This is a genomic window from Aurantimicrobium minutum (assembly GCF_002355535.1).
GTDB classification, from domain to species: domain Bacteria; phylum Actinomycetota; class Actinomycetes; order Actinomycetales; family Microbacteriaceae; genus Aurantimicrobium; species Aurantimicrobium minutum.
Window position 1 is genome coordinate 585,253 of record NZ_AP017457.1, and the last position, 18,325, is coordinate 603,577.

Sequence of the window (18,325 nt, forward strand, 5' to 3'; positions counted from 1 at the left end):
TCCTAGGCTTGAGTCATGGCTGACCAAGAAATCCAAACTCCCACTAAACGTCGAGTTGTTGTCGCAGAAGATGAGTCGCTTATCCGTATGGATATTGTCGAAACACTTCGAGATAACGGTTTTGATGTGGTCGGCGAAGCAGGGGATGGCGAAGCCGCTGTGGTGCTAGCAAAGGAACTACGTCCAGATTTGGTCGTCATGGATGTCAAAATGCCCAAGTTAGACGGCATTTCAGCTGCTGATCAGCTCAACAAAGAACACATTGCTCCCGTTGTGCTTCTGACTGCATTCAGCCAGAAAGAACTCGTTGAGCGTGCCACAGAGGCTGGTGCATTAGCCTATGTAGTCAAGCCATTCACTCCCAACGATCTTCTCCCTGCTGTAGAAATTGCGCTTTCACGTTGGGCGCAAATTGTTGCACTTGAAAATGAAGTTGCAGATCTTTCTGAACGCTTTGAAACCCGCAAAATTGTGGATATCGCCAAAGGAATTCTCAACGAGAAAATGGGCCTTACTGAACCAGAGGCGTTCCGTTGGATCCAAAAGGCCTCAATGGATCGTCGTCTGACCATGAAAGACGTGGCGATTACTATTGTTGAACAATTAGGTACAGACAATAAAAAGACGAAGTAGTTACTTTTTATCTTTGATGAAATTGGTCAATCGAACCGTCGATAACCTGCGGCCTTCTTGATCAGTGCAAACAATCTCGTGTGTAGTGAGGGTTCTTCCTAAGTGAAGTGCCCGACAGGTCGCAATGACAAAACCTTCGCGTGCACTTCCTGTGTGAGTTGCGTTTACTTCAATACCTACCGCTACTCGTCCTTCGCCGGCAAACATGTTTGCACAAATTGAACCCAACCCTTCTCCAATAACAACGTAGGCACCGCCATGAAGAATTCCTACTGATTGCGTATTACCTGCGACCGGCATTGTGGCTACGGCGTATTCGGGAGTGAGCTCGTGTAGCTGAATATCCATTTTTTCCCACAAAGGCCCTGCAGAAAAACCTCTGAATTGTTCAAGGTTGAGAACGGGGGGGCGAACGTATTCAGCTGACATCCGGTTTCCTCCTGAATAGGTCTTGCCTGCTGTGTAGGCTGGGCACGTGTCGAATACAGCTCAGCCTACCCTGATGGTCATTGATGGTCATTCCCTCGCATTTAGGGCTTTTTACGCCCTCCCGGTAGACAGTTTCAAAACCGCAGATGGGCAACACACAAACGCCATTCATGGTTTCATTTCGATGATCCTTAATCTGCTGGCCAAAGAGAAGCCAACACATTTAGCAGTAGCTTTCGATATCTCACGATTCTCTTTTCGCACCCGGGAATACCCCGAATACAAGGGGACCCGCGGTGAAACTCCACCTGAATTTATTGGCCAGGTTCCACTTCTTCAAGACGCCCTTCACGCGATGGGCATCACGACACTCACAAAAGAAGATTTCGAAGCTGATGACATTTTGGCAACTCTTGCTGCTCAAGGTTCTGCACAGAACTATAAAGTTCTGGTGGTCTCCGGTGATCGAGACACAATTCAGCTCATCGATGACAACGTCACATTGCTCTATCCCTCGAAGCAGGGAGTTTCAGAACTCACACGATATGACGCTACAAAAGTGTTTGAGCGCTATGGAATCCAACCTCACCAATACCCAGAGATTGCTGCCCTGGTCGGGGAGACGAGCGATAACTTGCCCGGTGTACCCAAGGTTGGTGAAAAGACTGCGGTTAAGTGGATCAACGAGTTTGGCTCTTTGGATGAAATTCTTCGGCGCGCAGACGAGATTGGTGGCAAAGTCGGCGAAAGCCTCAGAGAGTACAAAGACAACGCCATAAGAAATCGAAAGCTCAACAGACTTGTCAATGATGTTGACCTGCCAGTTGGTCCAGCGGACCTAGAACGTCAACCATTCGATGTTGAAGCTGTTAAAGACGTGTTCGGGCGCTTGGAATTCAAATCCTTACTCACAAGAGTGTTGACTCTTGCAGGAGAAACTGACGTTACGCCACGTCAAGCTTCGCCAGTTACACCATCTCAGAACAGCCAACCAGCTCTTTCTCCGGTGACTCCATCGTCGCCTATAAACGGTGCAATTCCTCCGCGTTCCCAACAGATTCTTGATGAAGAACTTGCTGCATGGCTCCACCGCGCTTCAGATTCGTCGCCACAAGGTATTGCTGTTGAAGTTGAGGTGTATGCCTCTGGAATTGCCTCAGTCGGTCTAGCCACTGAGAATGAAACTGTTCTCGTTCCTTGGTCCCCAGTGCTCGCTGATATTCAACCCTTGATAGATTGGCTGGCAGGACCGACTCCCAAGATTTTTCATGGTGCTAAAGAACAACTCAAGACGCTATTTGCAGCAGGGGTCGTTGTTGAGAGCCTTGGCTTTGACACAGAAATTGCCGATTGGGTTTTGAGGCCAGATTCCTCAAAACGAGAACTTGGCGATTTAGCAAAGTTATATCTCAACGAAATTTTGCCTGAGCCTGACCCAAATCAACTTGTTCCTGATGATTCAGCACTAGACGTTGCGGGCCGAGCGTGGTTTATTCGTCGAATCGATGAGGCTATTCGTTCGGTTATGGATGCGGCAACACTTGCATTGTTTTTGGAGATCGAGCTTCCAACGTTGACAACTTTGGCAGCCATGGAACTTCGTGGCATTACCGTGAACAAAGCAAAACTGGAAAATCTTTCACGTGAACTTGGTGAGCGTGCTGAAAAAGCCAAACAAGAGGCATTTGCAGTTATTGGCCGCGAAGTTAACCTTGCGTCACCAAAACAATTGCAAGAAGTGTTGTTTGATCAGCTAGGCATGCCAAAAACACGTGCTACAAAAACGGGATACACCACCGATGCCACTGCATTAGCCGACCTTCAAGCTACAAACCCGCATCCATTCTTAGGTTTGCTATTAGAACATCGTGATGTCACCAAGCTCAAACAAATAGTTGAAACCCTAATCCAAGCAATTGGCACAGACGGACGTATTCACACCACATATGGCCAAACAGGAACCAGTACTGGGCGACTTTCTTCGGCGAACCCCAATCTTCAAAATATTCCTATACGTACCGCCGACGGTCGCCGAATTCGCGAAGCGTTTGAAGTTGGAGACGGTTTCGACACTCTATTTACGGCTGACTATTCACAAATTGAAATGCGTATCATGGCGCATTTTTCTGAAGATGAGGGCCTCATCGAAGCCTTTATTTCAGGGGAAGACTTACACCGCTTTGTTGGCGCGAGAGTTTTCGGCGTACAACCAGCCGATGTCACTTCAGATATGAGGAGCCAGGTCAAGGCAATGAGCTACGGCCTGGCATATGGCCTCAGCGCCTTCGGTTTAGCCAGGCAGCTAGGTATTGACAACAGTGCCGCCAAGAAACTGATGGCGGATTACTTCCAACGATTCGGAGGAGTGCGTGATTACCTCAGAAGCGTTGTAGAAGAAGCACGAGCTCAGGGCTACACGCAAACACTTTTTGGGCGCAGAAGACCTTTCCCTGATCTTGCAAGCCCCAATCGTGTACTGCGCGACAACGCTGAACGAGCTGCACTCAACGCGCCTATGCAGGGTACAGCTGCTGACATCATGAAGATAGCAATGATAGGAATCGAACAAGATCTTGTTGCCTTAGGGCTCAAATCTCAGCTTTTACTTCAAGTTCATGATGAATTAGTTCTAGAAATTGTGGAATCTGAGCGTCAACAAGTTGAAAAAATCGTTGTTGAAAGAATGTCCCACGCTGCCAAATTGAGTGTTCCCCTCGACGTTCAAATTGGCCTTGGCCGCAACTGGAACGACGCTGCCCATTAGTGATCTTTCCGCGAGTTTGCGCGGAAGTCTCTAGTCAAGTACTCTGATTAGTGCACATTTGTGCGCCTTTCCGTCTGCCCAAAAGACAATTGAATCAGCTTGCTGTGTCTCAAGGCCCGAATTAAATAAATACTGGAGCACGTTTTACATGACGCTTGTAGCAAAGAAAGCAGCCACTCAGGTTGCAATCAACGACATCGGATCTGCTGAGGACTTCCTCGCCGCTGTCGAAAAGACACTCAAGTTTTTCAACGATGGTGACCTCATTGAAGGAACCGTTGTCAAGGTAGATCGCGACGAGGTTCTCCTTGACGTTGGCTACAAGACCGAAGGTGTTATTCCTTCCCGCGAACTTTCCATTAAGCACGACATTGACCCTTCCGAGGTCGTCAAGGTTGGCGACACTGTAGAGGCACTTGTTCTTCAGAAGGAAGACAAAGAAGGACGCCTCATTCTTTCTAAGAAGCGTGCGCAGTACGAGCGTGCATGGGGCGATGTTGAGAAAATCAAAGACGCAGACGGCATCGTTACCGGTTCTGTTATCGAAGTTGTTAAGGGTGGTCTGATCGTAGACATCGGTCTGCGTGGATTCCTTCCTGCGTCTCTCATCGAGCTTCGTCGCGTTCGCGACCTGACTCCTTATCTCGGACAGGACATCGAAGCCAAGATTCTTGAGCTGGACAAGAACCGTAACAACGTTGTTCTTTCTCGCCGTGCACTCCTTGAGCAGACACAGTCCGAAAGCCGCAGCACCTTCCTGGTTAACCTTCAGAAGGGTCAGATCCGCAAGGGTGTCGTTTCTTCGATCGTCAACTTCGGTGCATTCGTTGACCTCGGTGGCGTTGACGGTCTCGTCCACGTTTCTGAGCTCTCTTGGAAGCACATCGAGCACGCTTCTGAAGTTGTTGAAGTTGGCCAGGAAGTTACCGTCGAAATTCTCGAGGTTGACATGGACCGCGAGCGTGTATCGCTCTCGCTCAAGGCAACTCAGGAAGACCCATGGCAGGTATTTGCCCGCACCCACGCAATCGGTCAGGTTGCTCCCGGTAAGGTCACCAAGCTTGTTCCATTCGGTGCATTCGTTCGCGTTGCAGACGGTATCGAAGGCCTCGTTCACATTTCTGAACTCTCTGGCAAGCACGTAGAACTCGCAGAGCAGGTTGTCTCTGTTGGTGACGATGTCTTCGTCAAGGTCATCGACATAGATCTCGAGCGTCGCCGCATCTCGCTCAGCCTCAAGCAAGCTAACGAGGGTGTTGACCCCGAAGGTACCGAGTTTGATCCCGCTCTTTACGGCATGCTCACCGAGTATGACGAAAACGGTAACTACAAGTACCCAGAGGGCTTCGACCCAGAGACCAACGAATGGCGTGAAGGCTTTGATGCCGCACGCGAGAAGTGGGAATTGGACTACGCAGCAGCTCAGGCACGCTGGGAACTCCACAAGACTCAGGTCAAGGCAACCCTTGAAGCAGAGGCAAATATCCCTGATGCACCAGCCCCGGCTGCAGAAAGTACTTCTTTCTCCAGTGAAGCTGAATCCGCAGGAACTCTTGCCGATGATGAGTCACTTGCCGCTCTTCGCGAGAAGCTCGCAAACAACTAACACGTTGTATCTTCTAATGGGTGAGGCCGTAAGGTCTCACCCATTAGTCGTTAACATGGACATATGAAACTCATTGGCCTTACCGGTGGTATCGGTTCAGGAAAGTCGACTATTGCCCGCCGTTTAGCAGAACACGGAGCGCATATCATCGACGCCGATCAGGTGGCCAGGGAAGTTGTTGAACCTGGAACTCCGGCACTTGTACAACTCACAGAACTATTTGGACGTGACATTCTTAAGGAAGATGGAAGCCTGAATCGGGGCGCTCTGGGGGACATTGTTTTTACAGACGCTGAAGCGCTGAGAAAACTGAACGCCATCGTTCATCCAGCCGTTCGTGAAAGAACTGCCTTTTTGATCTCTCAAGCCCCGCAAGATTCGATTGTGGTGTACGACGTACCGTTACTTGTTGAGAGCGAAAACACCTACACTTTCGATGCCATTGTTGTCGCTTCAGCTCCTGAATATGTGCGTGTTGAGAGGTTAATGGAGCATCGAGGGATGCTCGAATCAGAAGCACTTGCGCGAATTCAGTCTCAAGCTCCCGAGGAAGAGCGTCTTCGACGAGCAAATCACGTTATTGATACAAGCGGCGATTTACTCCATACATATAACCAAGTTGACGCACTGTGGCAGGAGCTGACGAAAGTAGACTAGGGGAGTGGAACCTAGACGATCTGAGAAGCCTTTCAAGGTCGTAAGTGAATATTCACCCAGCGGAGACCAGCCTGCTGCAATTTCGGAATTGGCCGGTCGCATCAATGCCGGTGAGACAGACGTCGTACTTCTGGGTGCTACTGGTACCGGAAAATCTGCAACGACCGCATGGTTAGTAGAGGCAGTCCAGCGTCCTACATTGATTCTCGCTCACAATAAAACTTTGGCAGCTCAGCTTGCCACTGAATTCCGTGAACTACTGCCAGACAATGCTGTCGAATACTTTGTGTCCTATTACGACTATTACCAACCAGAAGCGTATGTACCTCAGACAGATACATTTATCGAAAAAGATAGTTCTATCAATGCTGAAGTTGAAAGGTTGAGACACTCAACTACAAATTCACTTCTTACTCGCAGAGATGTTGTCGTGGTCTCGACTGTGTCCTGCATTTATGGACTGGGCGCCCCTCAGGAATACCTCGAAGCAATGATTACTCTCCAGGTCGGTGAGCGTATTCAACGTGATGCCATCCTGCGCCAATTTGTTTCAATGCAGTACGCACGCAATGACATTGATTTCTCTCGAGGAAATTTTCGCGTTCGTGGTGACACCATCGAAATTATTCCGATGTACGAAGAACTTGCTGTTCGCATAGAAATGTTTGGGGATGAGATTGAAGCTCTCTACAGTCTCCATCCGTTGACTGGCGATGTCGTAGAAAAGCTCGACATGGTTTCCGTCTTTCCTGCTTCCCATTATGTGGCCAGTGAAGACATAATGAAACGAGCAATCGTCACCATTAGAGAAGAGATGGAAGAGCGCGTTGCTGAACTCGAAAAGCAAAACAAACTTCTTGAAGCTCAGCGCCTTCGTATGCGGACAACGTTCGATCTTGAAATGATGGAACAGATTGGATTTTGTTCCGGAATCGAAAACTATTCACGCCATATCGATGTTCGAGAGCCTGGAGAGGCTCCTCAGTGTCTTTTGGATTATTTCCCAGATGATTTTCTCTGTGTCATTGATGAATCGCATGTCACAGTTCCTCAAATTGGTGCAATGCATGAAGGCGATGCGTCGAGGAAAAGAACTCTTGTTGAACACGGATTTAGGCTTCCATCTGCACTAGATAACAGGCCTCTTCGTTTTGACGAATTCAAAGAGCGTGTAGGTCAAACCGTTTATCTTTCAGCAACACCTGGCAAATATGAAATGGGGATTGCAGACGGTGTTGTCGAACAAATCATTCGCCCTACAGGTCTAGTCGACCCGCAAATTGTCATCAAACCCTCGCGTGGTCAAATCGATGATCTTCTTGAACAAATCAGAGTTCGTGCCGCTAAAGATGAGCGTGTGTTGGTGACCACGTTGACAAAAAAGATGGCTGAAGAACTCACTGACTTCCTCACAGAAGCTGGTGTGCGTGTGCGCTACCTCCACTCGGATGTCGACACACTTCGACGCGTTGAACTTCTGACAGAACTCCGTCAGGGAGTCTTTGACGTGTTGGTCGGAATCAACTTGCTGCGTGAAGGTCTTGATCTACCCGAGGTTTCTCTTGTCGCTATTTTGGATGCAGATAAAGAAGGTTTCCTCAGATCAGCTACCTCCCTAATTCAAACAATTGGTCGTGCAGCACGAAACGTCTCAGGTGAAGTCCACATGTACGCAGACGTGGTAACTAAATCAATGCAGCAAGCGATTGAAGAGACAACGCGCCGCCGTGAAAAACAAATTGCCTACAACAACGCTAACGGTATTGATCCACAACCTCTCAGGAAGAAGATTGCGGACATTACAGCAATGCTTCAGCGTGAGGAAGCAGATACAGCTGAACTTCTTTCAGAGACGTCAAAGAAATCTAAGCGGGGAACCGCATCAACTCCTGCACCTAGTTCACACACTCGATTAATTGGTTCTGAGGGTGCCGAAGAATTAGAAAACATCATTCTTGATCTCAATGAGCAAATGCTCATAGCTGCAGCTGAACTTAAATTCGAACTCGCAGCTCGTTTAAGAGATGAACTTTCAGAGCTCAAACGTGAGCTTCGAATCATGAAGGAAGCTGGCCATGCCTAAATCAATGACTACTCATTCTCATCTGAGCGTGAAGGGTGCGCGTGTACACAACCTTCAAAACGTTGACCTTGAAATTCCTCGTGATTCTTTAGTTGTATTTACTGGACTTTCTGGCTCGGGCAAATCTTCTTTGGCTTTCGACACCATATTTGCCGAAGGACAACGACGTTATGTTGAGTCATTATCTGCTTATGCACGACAGTTTTTGGGCCAGGTAGACCGTCCCGATGTTGATTTCATCGAAGGTCTTTCTCCTGCCGTTTCCATCGATCAAAAGTCCACTAATAGGAACCCTCGCTCAACAGTAGGTACCATTACCGAAATTTATGACTATATGCGTCTTCTCTGGGCACGCATTGGTGTGCCGCACTGTCCTGAGTGCGGCGAGATCATTCAATCTCAGACTGTGCAGCAGATTGCAGATCAATTGATGGATCTGCCAGAGGGCACTAGATATCAGGTTGTCGCACCAGTCGTGTCGCAGAAAAAAGGTGAATTCGTTGACCTGTTCACTGAACTTACTGCCAGTGGTTATTCTCGGGTGATAGTTGACGGTAAGGTCATTCAGCTGAGCGAGGCACCTGCCTTGAAGAAAAGTTACAAGCACGATATTTCGGTCGTGATTGACCGTCTGGTTTCCGGTCCAGACATTCTTAACCGCCTAACAGACTCTTTGGAAACAGCCCTCAAGCTGACAAATGGAACCGTCGATATTAACTTCGTGGATCAAGAGGGAGAATCGGCGTGGCAATCGTTCAGTGAGAAACTGTCATGCCCAAACGCGCATCCCATCCAACTTGCAGAGATTGAACCCCGTACTTTCTCATTTAATTCACCTTTTGGTGCTTGTTCGGTTTGTTCTGGTCTTGGAACAAAGATGTCAGTCGACGAAGAACTTCTTCTGGGTGATCCAAGCCTCTCCATTAATGAAGGAGTCATTATTCCTTGGGCAACCCAAGGTAAGGGTTTGTTTCAGTACTACGAAAAGCTCCTCATGGGGTTGGCAAACGATTTAGAGTTCTCTCTGAATACACCCTGGCAAGAACTGGATGAAGAAATCCGTGATGCTGTCATGAATGGCAACAACTTCAGCGTACGGGTGAAATGGAAGAACCGATATGGGCGCGAAGTCCAATACAGTTCAGGCTTTGAAGGCGTTGTTCCCTACATCGAACGCCAATACCTGCAAGCTGAAACCGATATTCAACGTGCTCGGTGGGCAGAATATCTGCGCGAAGTTCCCTGCCTTGAATGCAATGGACAAAGGCTGAAGCCTGAAGTTTTAGCCGTCAAGATAAATGGGCTTTCTATCTCTGACCTCACTGAACTTCCTTTGTCGGAGGCCCGAGCGTTTATGGATTCGCTCACCTTGAATGACCGTGATGCGATGATCGCTGCACAAGTGCTCCGAGAAATACGTGCACGTTTGAATTTTCTTATTGAGGTGGGTTTGAACTATCTCAACCTTTCTCGTTCCGCAGGTTCGTTATCTGGGGGAGAGGCGCAAAGAATCCGCTTGGCAACGCAGATTGGATCTGGCCTAACCGGAGTACTTTATGTTCTTGATGAACCCTCTATCGGTCTGCATCAAAGAGATAATCGGCGACTGATTGAAACCCTCATCAAGCTCCGTGATTTAGGCAATACCCTCATAGTTGTTGAACATGATGAAGACACAATTCACACCGCCGACTGGATTGTCGATATTGGTCCAGGAGCTGGAGTCAATGGTGGGCGAGTTGTTCATTCGGGCGATTATGAATCTCTGCTCAAGAACACCGAATCAATCACGTCAGACTATGTTTCTGGACGAACCCAGATCAAAATTCCCACAAGCAGAAGACCAAGTAACAAGGATCGTGAAATAACTGTCGTTGGTGCACAGGCCAATAATTTGAAAAATGTCACCGCTACATTTCCGCTAGGAACCCTCACGGCAGTAACAGGTGTATCAGGTTCTGGAAAATCTTCTCTCGTCAATGACATCCTCTACAAAGTACTTGCGAATAAACTCAACGGTGCTCGCACCGTTGCAGGCAAGCACACCCGTGTGACAGGTCTAGAACATCTCGACAAAGTAATCCACGTAGACCAAAACCCAATTGGTCGCACACCACGATCAAACCCAGCGACATACACGGGAGTTTTTGACAAGATACGTAATCTTTTTGCAGAAACCACTGAATCGAAAACCCGCGGTTATCAACAGGGTCGTTTTAGCTTCAACGTCAAAGGGGGGCGCTGTGAAGCCTGTGCAGGTGATGGCACGCTCAAGATTGAGATGAATTTCCTTCCTGATGTCTACGTAGATTGTGAGGTCTGTCACGGAAAACGTTATAACCGTGAAACCCTTCAGGTTCGCTATAAAGGAAAAAACATCTCTGAAGTACTCGATATGCCCATTGCAGAAGCAGCTGAATTCTTCGAGCCAATTTCTTCCATACATCGCTATCTTCAGACACTCGTAGATGTCGGTTTGGGATACGTACGTCTGGGACAAAGCGCAACAACACTCTCTGGCGGAGAGGCTCAACGCGTCAAATTAGCCACAGAACTGCAAAAACGTAGTAACGGAAGAAGTATTTACGTTCTCGACGAACCCACCACTGGTTTGCATTTTGAAGATGTTCGTAAACTTCTCCTTGTGCTGAACTCTCTTGTGGACAAAGGGAACACCGTGATAGTCATCGAACACAACCTCGATGTCATCAAGAGTGCAGACTGGATCATCGATTTGGGCCCTGAGGGTGGATCTGGTGGTGGCGAGATTATTGCTGAAGGAACGCCAGAAGAGGTAGCTGCAAACACGCGCAGTCACACCGGAATCTTCCTCAGAGAGATCATTGCAGTGAAGTAAAACAATGGCCGACACAGTCCCATACCGCCCTAAAACGGGTGACATTCCTACTAATCCTGGCGTTTATCGCTTCCAGGATAGTAATGGTCGTGTGTTGTACGTCGGCAAGGCCAAAAATCTTCGCGCACGTTTAACAAGCTATTTTGCGCCTCTAAACACTCTTCATGAACGTACCCGTCGGATGGTCACCTCTGCAAACAAAGTTGAATGGACTATTGTCTCGACCGAATTTGAAGCTCTTCAACTGGAATTTACCTGGATCAAAGAGTTTGATCCTCCTTTCAATATTCAATTCAAAGATGACAAGAGCTATCCCTATTTAGCAATAACACTCGGTGAGAGAATTCCGCGTGTGATGGTTACGCGAACAAAAAAGATTCCTCATGCTCGGTATTTTGGTCCTTACACAAAAACATGGGCAATTAGAGAAACTCTTGATTTGTTGCTTCCTGTTTTTCCTGTGCGGACTTGTTCTGAGGGGGTATATAAAAAAGCAGAACGAGCTAAACGCCCTTGTCTGTTAGGCGATATTGGCCGGTGTGCTGCTCCGTGTGCTGGACGAATCACCCCAGAAGAACATCGATCCTTAGCTTTAGATTTTGCCAATTTCATGACCGGAAAGAATTCTGATTACATCAAGGAATTGCGCGACAAAATGGGGCGCGCCTCTAAAGAGCAGGACTATGAGTCAGCAGCAAAATTTCGAGACAATATAGTCGCACTAGAGACAGTTGCTTCAAAGAGTGCTGTAGTTCTCAGCGACGAAGTTGATGCTGATATTTTTGGCATTGCACAAGATGAACTTTCAGCCGCAGTCCAGATGTTTATTGTTCGAGAAGGTCGCATTCGTGGTGTGCATTCATGGAATGTCGACACTGAACTTGATGTGAACGCAGATGAGCTCATAGATAATATGCTCCGAACTGCATATGAAACTGAGCTTGTTCCACCAAGATCTATCTATGTTCCAGAAATACCAGAGGACGCTGAAGCCATAACCTCATGGTTAACGAATATTCGTCATGAACGTACTGAAAATTCCCGACAGACTTCTGTCAAATTGAAACAAGCGCAACGCGGAGACATAGCTGCTTTGGCAAGTACCGTCTCCTTCAATGCTCAACAGTCTCTAGTGCTGTATAAAACCAAACGACGCAACGATTACGTCTCACGCACTAAAGCTTTAGGGGACATTCAACGAGCTCTTGGGCTGAAAGATTCGCCTTTAAGAATTGAATGTTTTGACATTTCTCATCTTGGTGGCACAAAAATAGTTGCAAGCATGGTTGTTTTCGAAGATGGCCTGCCAAAGAAGAGTGATTACCGCAAATTCAGCATTGCTCAAGCACGGGACGACACTGATGCGATGAACCAAGTGCTTGCAAGAAGGGCAGCGTATCTAGTTGAGAGTAAGGAAGAAGCAACATCGCGTTCTAGCTTTTCTTACCCTCCGGGATTATTTCTTGTCGACGGCGCCGGTCCACAAGCTAAAGCTGCCGCACTTGCTCTCGAAGATGCGGGGATCACAGGCATTCCTGTGGCGGGTCTAGCAAAGCGTCTTGAGGAACTCTGGTTGCCTGATGACAAATTCCCGATCATTCTTCCTCGAAATTCTGAAGCGTTGTTCCTTTTGCAACAGTTACGTGATGAGGCGCATCGCTTTGCTATTACTTTTCAACGCTCAACACGTAAACGTGACATCTCAACAGTCCTTACTGAAGTCCCTGGAATGGGACCAGCAAAGGTCAAATCTGTTTTGAAAAGTTTTGGCTCAGTCTCACAGCTAAGAAAAGCAACTGTGGAAGAAATTGCATCCACTCCACACATTTCGTTGGCTTTAGCTCAGGCAATTAAAGATCATTTATCGAAATAAGTGCTTCTTATTTCCTGCGCAACATCAGTTCTATCAGTCACTATTCCGTCGACTCCCAAAGAAAATAGTTTCTTCATTTCTTCAGGGTTATTGATTGTCCACACATGAACCTGAACTTGGGCTTCGCGATAAATCTTCATCATTTTTGGAGAAACCAAATTGATTCCGTAGGCGGAAGTCGGAATTTGAACTGCTTCAAAATTTTTGAGAATGTTCACAGCACGTCTGTGTGCACCCAGTGATGACCACACAACGGTGCGTATCATCTCTGCCATTGCAGGGGAGTGTGCTACACCCGGAACTAGTTCCATAGTTCGCTTTCTCCTCTGTGAGCTGAAGGAGGTAATAAGAACTCTGTTCTGCGCATTGTGGTTAGAGATGGTTCGAGCTACTGGTTCTTCAGCAGCTGAAGACTTGATATCGATGTTAAAGAGAGTTTGAGGAAATGAAGTCAGGGCAGCTTCCAACGTTGGAACATAGGCAGGTAGTTCATCAATACTGAATTCATTGATTTTCCTGCCATAAATCTTGTCATCGTGAAAAAGGACTGCAATTCCTTCTTTAGAGGAGTGTGCATCTGTCTCGATAACGTCAGCGCCGAATTCAATCGCTCGTGAAAACGCTTCAAGTGTGTTTGCTGGGCACGTTTGCCACAGACCTTGGTGCGCCAATATACAGGGACTGGGAAGCTGAGAATATGCGTGCACGGCTCGAGGCTAACATCTCAGATGCTTGCTAGTCTGCTTGTTGAGTATTTATGAAGGAGTCTTCTGTGTCTAACCCTCTTGCGCCTGGTTCACTTGCAGGAAAACGTGCCCTTGTTACTGGATCTTCCCGCGGCATCGGTGCTGATACAGTCAACTATTTTGCTGAAGCCGGGGCACAGGTGGTTGTTAACTTCCGAAACAAAGAAGCGCGTGCTCAAAAAATTGTTGATGCAATCATTTCCAATGGGGGAGAGGCAATTGCCGTTGGAGCAGACCTTACTGACAGGGAGTCTGTTGCTGCAATGTTTGCTCAAGCACAAGAAGCTTTTGGCGGCCTAGATATCCTCGTCATGAATGCCTCCGGAGGCATGGAGGCAGGCATGGGCGAGGATTACGCCATGAAACTCAACCGTGATTCTCAAGTAAATCTTCTCTCGGAAGCACTCAATGTCCTTGCAGATGGCGCTCGTGTGGTGTTCGTGACCAGCCATCAAGCACACTTCATTCGTACTACTCCGACCATGGATGAATATCTTCCTGTAGCGCTTTCCAAGCGTGCCGGAGAGGATGCCCTTAGGGAGATGATTCCACTGCTCGAAGAGCGTGGAATCGGTTTCACTGTCGTTTCTGGTGACATGATTGAAGGCACCATCACTGCTACTTTGCTTGAACGAGCAAATCCTGGCGCGATTAACGCCCGAAAGGAATCAGCAGGAAAGCTTTACAACGTCAGTGAATTTGCTGCTGAAGTTGCTCTCGCAGCTGTTGAACCTGTTCCCGCTGATCACACCAGGCTCGTTGGAGATGTCAGTTCTTTCGTCGCTGAATAATGATGTCAAGACCTGCACATAGGCGCGTTTCTCGCGTTATTTTGCTTGATCCTGAGGATCGTTTCCTTCTGCTCAAAACACATTCCCCGAATCTACTTGTGCCCAGAACTCGTTGGATTACACCAGGTGGGGGAGTAGAGGACCACGAGAGTCACGCAGAAGGTGCTATACGTGAGCTCTTTGAAGAGACAGGTTTGCTCATTGAAAGTGTGGGCGATCCAATTTGGGCCATTAGTAGCGAATCAGTTTTTAATGATGGTCATGTACAAACCACTTACAGTGAATTTTTTGTTGTGCACACCGATAACTTCCAGCCGGTTAACGACAACTGGATGGCAAACGAGTTTCTAGACATTTCCGACATTCGCTGGTGGACGAAACCTGAGTTGGCTTCATCCAGCGAAAAATATTCGCCTGAACCTCTTTTTGAGCTCATCGATAAAGCTATCGCGCTCAGATAAGAAGAAAGGCCCTGGAATAAACCAGGGCCTTTCTTCTTCGATATTTCTAGATACCGGCCTTTTTGGCCTGTACACCGATCACGATTGCTCCAATTACCTGGATGATTGCAAGTGCAATCAAGAAAATTCCGGCAACCATTGTCAGAACAGCGACACCACCGAGCGGCACAAAGAGCATGACGATACCGGCCACAATGCCGATAATTCCTGCAAAGATTGCGAAACCGCGCGAGGCAGCACGTCCAGACTCGATAAGAGTCGCGATTCCATCGAGGATCCAAGAAAGACCGATCAGAATTCCAAGCAACTCAAGCGATGTTCCTGGGTTTCTCATTGCGAAGATACCTACGACTATAAGAAGAATGCCCAAAACAATACTGAGTACGCGTCCACCAGCAGTGAGGCCCGGGGCAAAGATTCCGACTACGAGACGAACTAGTCCACGGATCAGGAAGTACAGACCAAGCAATACCGCAATGACCAGAAGGGTCGCTCCGGGCCAAGCGAGGATCATGCCTCCAAATAAACCGGCTAGAACTGCACCGATCCAGAGACCAGTCTGAATAACTTTTACTGCTTGTTTAGAGTTTTCGTGGCCATCTCCGTAGAAGGCAAAACCCTGAAGATCTGGGGTTGGGGTAGACATGTTTCTCCTTAATTTCGCGATAATCGCCTTCACACTATAAAGCTGTTTGAGGAACACAACTGGGATTTCGCGCTGATTTTGAGTTACAACAGGTGTTTCTACCTTCCAAATATTTTTATGTCAGTCGCAACAATGTAAAAGGTGAAACTCGATCAAAACAATGCTGAAAACTTCATTCAGGTACCAGAGAGTGCTTCAGGATCAGAAATTCAGTGCTATTACTCCTGTTGTATTGGGGTTGGCTTGAGAGATCACCAAACTGTCTATAAAGCGGATAATACACATTATGTCAGTTCATTCTTAGACTATTACATCCCCTACGCTAAAGAGGTGAGCAAACAGAGAATCTCGGGCAGAACCTGGTACTGGCTTACATTCGCGGCTTTTGGAGTGCAGGGTCTCTATTTCTCTACTTGGGTCAGCAGAACTCCAGAAATACAAAAGCTACTGAATTTAGACACAGCCCAGATGGGTTTATTTACCCTCGCGATGGCATTAGGTTCACTTTCAGGCTTACTTATTAGTGGTCCTATCATTGCCAGATTTGGGACAAGAATTGTCCTCATTTGTGCATATTCAGCAGGAGCAGTCTTTCTAGCAGCTCTCGGCTTATTTGCTGAGTTAGGGGCGCTTCCCCTGTCAACAATTGCGATTGTTCTGGTTGGCCTTTCTGGTGGATCAGGTGGCCTTGCAATCAATATCGAGGGCGCAAATGTTGACCGTGAATCACCAAAGAGTCTCCTCCCCTCGTTACACGGGGCATTTAGCCTTGGTTCATTGTTAGGTGGCGCCATTGGAACCATTGCAATCGTTGCAGGAATAAGCGTCTTTACTAACTTCCTGGTTATGTCAGTCCTGGTATTGATAGTCACTCTTGTTGTATGCACACCACTTCCCAGAACCTCTGGGAAGCATGTTCATGATGATATGAATACTGAAGAAATTCAGACAGTAGCAACTGCACGAGATCGTCGTCGGGTTTGGCGCGAACCACAGACCCTTATGGTTGCTTTCATTGTGATTGGCTTTAATCTCGCGGAAGGAACGGCAAGCACTTGGCTTCCCATCGCGCTTGTGGATGCTGGACTGTCAGCGGCGATTGCTACAGCTTCTTACACTGTTTTTGCTGGAGCAATGGCAGTAGGACGCCTTTCTGGCGGACCGATAGTTGACAAGTTAGGGCGTTCTAAGGCCCTGCTGGCATTCGCCGCAATAACCGCACTGGGTATTCTCATCGTGATTTTAACAGGATGGGTTGCACTCCCCTTGGTTGGAGCTGCTTTGTGGGGCCTTGGAAATTCAATTGGTTTCCCCCTGTGCGTCTCTGCAGTTTCAGAAGATTCGCGATTGGCTGGCACACGTGTTGGGGTCCTCGTTATCGCGAGTAACACTTCGGGTATTGCTGGTCCCCCGCTTCTGGGTTTCATTGGTCAGGTTGCGGGTCTTTTTACAGCATTCCTCGTGCCATTCTTCCTTCTGCTTTCTGGAATGTTATTCAATAAAGCAACAAGGCCCCACAAAGTTGTCGACGCGCGTCGATAGATGTGATTCAATACATCTATGAACACTGTCGTTCCACAGGTTAAATCGTTACGCGCGCAAGCAGTCATCCTTTTTTTATACTTTTTCGTTTTCGGTGTCGGCGGCGCTTCCTGGCTGGTCAGACTGCCAGATGTTCGAAGTTTCATTGATGTCTCTACGTCAATTTTGGGATGGGTTCTTTTTGCCGGCTCCGTAGGGGCAATGACTGCACTCATTGCCTCTGGTCGATTCGTTGCAAGATTTGGTGCTCGCACCGCCGTAGTAGTTGGTTTTACAACACTTGGAATCGGGCAAGTTGTCCAAGCGCTCTCCCTTATTGAAGGATCGGCTGTTGGTGTTGCTGTCGGTGGACTTATTGCAGGATTGGGATACGGTATCGGGGATGTCGGCATCAACGTAGAGGGTGCAGAACTAGAAAAACTCCGAGGCAAGAGCCTACTTCCCCAGCTTCATGGCGCCTATAGCTTGGGTGCACTCGCTGGAGCCGGCATAGGAACCTTGGCCATCGTCACGAATTTCTCCCTAGTTATCCAAATGATTGTTATTGCAGTTATTACAACTGCGATTGCATGGTTCACTTACAGGAATCTTCCTCTGTCCACGGGACGAACCCATGTTTCCAGCAGCGAGAAACAAGCACATCGTGAGCCAGTCGTGCTGTCCAAACGAATTGTGTTTCTGGGTCTTGGAATCATGGGGTTATCACTTGCCGAAGGTGGCTCGAATGACTGGTTAGCTCTATCAGTTGTTGACGACTACGGTCTTGATACAACAACTGCAGGTATCACATTTGCAATCATGACTCTGGCCATGGTAATTACTCGATTCTCTGGCGGTCGTTTAGTGGATCGATTTGGACGAGTATTCGCATTGCGCGTGTTGGGAACTGCTGGCGTTATCGGAATTTTGCTAGTCATCCTCTCCCCCACAATTTATTTGGCTTGGCTAGGAGCTGCTCTTTGGGGTGCGGGCGTTGCTCTGGGATTCCCTTTGTTTATTTCAGCTGCAGCCGACGGAGAAAATTCATCCCAACGCGTAGCAACTGTCACAGCTTTTGGATATGCCGCGTTTTTAGTAGGTCCTCCCCTTTTGGGATTTATCGGTCAGGCGTGGGGACTTCTCAACATGTTCTATTTACTCGCTTTATTTGTAGCTTGTGCGGTTTTTTTCGCAGGTGCAGCAAAGCCTTTAGAGCCACAAAAAAATCAGTAATTTACAGTCTTTACTGATAGTTTTC

At 47.8% G+C, this 18,325-nt stretch carries 14 protein-coding genes; 11 read left to right on the plus strand and 3 right to left on the minus strand.

Going from position 1 to position 18,325, the window contains the following annotated elements:
- Window positions 1–15 precede the first annotated feature (15 nt).
- Window positions 16–633: an ANTAR domain-containing response regulator gene (locus AUMI_RS02895; protein WP_096381120.1), complete on the plus strand. Its 618-nt coding sequence runs from the start codon at window positions 16–18 to the stop codon at window positions 631–633.
- On the opposite strand, the gene AUMI_RS02900 is transcribed toward AUMI_RS02895, so the two are convergent.
- Window positions 634–981 (minus strand): PaaI family thioesterase, encoded by a 348-nt coding sequence (locus tag AUMI_RS02900; protein WP_231951860.1) that lies wholly within the window; start codon window positions 979–981, stop codon window positions 634–636.
- 127 nt (window positions 982–1,108) lie between these two features.
- On the opposite strand from AUMI_RS02900, the gene polA reads away from it, so the two are divergent.
- From polA to uvrC, 6 genes are all read left to right on the plus strand, one after another.
- Window positions 1,109–3,826, plus strand: coding sequence for a DNA polymerase I (polA, locus tag AUMI_RS02905; RefSeq protein ID WP_096381125.1), 2,718 nt, complete (start codon window positions 1,109–1,111; stop codon window positions 3,824–3,826).
- Window positions 3,827–3,974: 148 nt separating this feature from the next.
- A complete protein-coding gene (rpsA, locus tag AUMI_RS02910) occupies window positions 3,975–5,432 on the plus strand; it encodes a 30S ribosomal protein S1 (protein WP_096381127.1) in 1,458 nt (485 codons plus the stop codon).
- Between the two features lie 63 nt (window positions 5,433–5,495).
- Window positions 5,496–6,089, plus strand: a complete 594-nt coding sequence (coaE, locus tag AUMI_RS02915; RefSeq protein ID WP_096381130.1) for a dephospho-CoA kinase — start codon at window positions 5,496–5,498, stop codon at window positions 6,087–6,089.
- Between the two features lie 4 nt (window positions 6,090–6,093).
- A complete protein-coding gene (gene uvrB, locus AUMI_RS02920; RefSeq protein ID WP_096381132.1) occupies window positions 6,094–8,172 on the plus strand; it encodes an excinuclease ABC subunit UvrB in 2,079 nt (692 codons plus the stop codon).
- A gap of 4 nt (window positions 8,173–8,176) precedes the next feature.
- The gene (gene uvrA / locus AUMI_RS02925; protein WP_172418301.1) at window positions 8,177–11,029 is read left to right on the plus strand and encodes an excinuclease ABC subunit UvrA; all 2,853 of its coding nucleotides are present in this window, start codon (window positions 8,177–8,179) and stop codon (window positions 11,027–11,029) included.
- A 4-nt stretch (window positions 11,030–11,033) separates the two neighbouring features.
- Entirely contained in the window at window positions 11,034–12,902 is a 1,869-nt protein-coding gene (uvrC, locus tag AUMI_RS02930; protein ID WP_096381136.1) for an excinuclease ABC subunit UvrC, read from the plus strand.
- Here the strand turns inward: uvrC and AUMI_RS02935 are convergent.
- A complete protein-coding gene (locus AUMI_RS02935; protein ID WP_096381139.1) occupies window positions 12,887–13,609 on the minus strand; it encodes a glycerophosphodiester phosphodiesterase family protein in 723 nt (240 codons plus the stop codon). The genes uvrC and AUMI_RS02935 overlap by 16 nt on opposite strands.
- A gap of 65 nt (window positions 13,610–13,674) precedes the next feature.
- Between AUMI_RS02935 and AUMI_RS02940 the strand changes: the two genes are divergently transcribed.
- Window positions 13,675–14,439: an SDR family oxidoreductase gene (locus AUMI_RS02940; RefSeq protein ID WP_096383413.1), complete on the plus strand. Its 765-nt coding sequence runs from the start codon at window positions 13,675–13,677 to the stop codon at window positions 14,437–14,439.
- Window positions 14,440–14,441: 2 nt separating this feature from the next.
- On the plus strand, window positions 14,442–14,900 hold the full coding sequence (locus tag AUMI_RS02945) for an NUDIX hydrolase (protein WP_231951862.1): 459 nt from the start codon (window positions 14,442–14,444) through the stop codon (window positions 14,898–14,900).
- A 46-nt stretch (window positions 14,901–14,946) separates the two neighbouring features.
- Here the strand turns inward: AUMI_RS02945 and AUMI_RS02950 are convergent, their stop codons facing one another.
- Window positions 14,947–15,546: an HdeD family acid-resistance protein gene (locus AUMI_RS02950; protein ID WP_096381143.1), complete on the minus strand. Its 600-nt coding sequence runs from the start codon at window positions 15,544–15,546 to the stop codon at window positions 14,947–14,949.
- Window positions 15,547–15,936: 390 nt separating this feature from the next.
- Between AUMI_RS02950 and AUMI_RS02955 the strand changes: the two genes are divergently transcribed.
- Entirely contained in the window at window positions 15,937–17,088 is a 1,152-nt protein-coding gene (locus tag AUMI_RS02955; protein ID WP_231951864.1) for an MFS transporter, read from the plus strand.
- An 18-nt stretch (window positions 17,089–17,106) separates the two neighbouring features.
- Complete coding sequence (locus AUMI_RS02960) at window positions 17,107–18,300, plus strand: MFS transporter (protein WP_096381148.1); 1,194 nt, start codon at window positions 17,107–17,109, stop codon at window positions 18,298–18,300.
- Window positions 18,301–18,325 lie beyond the last annotated feature (25 nt).